Genomic DNA, 1098 nt, shown 5'->3' with positions numbered 1-1098 from the left:
TTCGCTGCCGCCTTGGCCTTGCTTGCCGAGCAGGGCCATTTCCATATGCGGGAGGCCGGTAAGGCTGGGGTGCCAGACCAGGCCAAGCCTCATCCCCGCGCTGAGTGAATCATCTTCTGGAAATATCGCGGTGCTTCCAGTTGTTTTCCATGGAAATGTCACGATGCCGCCGCAACTTCTAGGCCGATGTAGATGGACTTGCTGGGTTTTTCGGTTGAAACGAATTAACAAGTGGCGCCAGTTAAACATTTCTAGGCGTGTAAATCGGAGGCCATACTTTAGGTAGAAGTAAATGATGCCACTTCCGACTAGGAATGATAGGATATTTAGTATGATCAGTAGTATACTGAATTCTGGAAATATGGATAAGTTAAGCTTTGAAATGCTATAGGTTAACTCTGACCATGCATTGATGGTAGGGGCTACGGCGCCTAGGGTCATTATAGTTATTAAGCCTCGTTTCTCCTCTGAACCGCCGCAACGCATTTCGACATACGTATCATTGAATGCAAATACTGGTCCGCGCGCATGAGGCTTTTCGCTGACACGCTGAAAGTGAATTTCTTCTAAATCACTTTCATAAAGATCTTTAGCAGCATACTCTTTCGGCGACCTCTTGGCTTCGTACGCTTTTCGCTTGGTTTTCGATTCGGTTGCCATTTGCCAGAAGCCCCATTCAATCAAATACATATATAAGGCCTCGCTAGAAAAAATAATTCTTGCCTCTCTTCTTAGGGATCAAAGCTTCGTTCAGTTTGGGTAAACTCCTGATGCAAGGGGGATGTGCTTCAATCGATCCCCTTGGGCCTTCTGGGTGTACGTGGTTTGCGCGGCTTCTTTTCAGGCCGCTTACCGGGTTTGAGCTGCCAACGATCGGCATTGGCGAGCAGGCGCTCCTGGATCGCTGGCGGGTAATCGGCCAGGGTTGTCACAGGCGGGACGGGTTTACCGGGCCTGCCAGCCTCGCGGATCACCTTTGGCCAACGTGGTCGCCAGCACAGCAGCAGGCTGAGCCAGTGGCCGGTACCAATGATGACGAAGGCGGGCCAGACCATGAGCAGCACGACTTTGAACAGCCAGCTGCTCTTGCGGAAGAAG

At 50.9% G+C, this 1098-nt stretch carries 2 pseudogenes; both read right to left on the bottom strand.

What is annotated here, in order from left to right:
- Positions 1-690: pseudogene (locus ACLEJP_RS25465) on the bottom strand (DUF6708 domain-containing protein); the annotation flags it as partial.
- A 98-nt stretch (positions 691-788) separates the two neighbouring features.
- Positions 789-1098, bottom strand: a pseudogene (locus ACLEJP_RS25460) (DUF6708 domain-containing protein); the annotation flags it as partial.

It is taken from the genome of Pseudomonas sp. SMV7, assembly GCF_052041995.1.
In the GTDB taxonomy this organism is placed as follows: Bacteria; Pseudomonadota; Gammaproteobacteria; order Pseudomonadales; family Pseudomonadaceae; genus Aquipseudomonas.
Note: the sequence above shows the minus strand (reverse complement) of the source record. Positions and strands in the feature narration are given on the sequence as shown.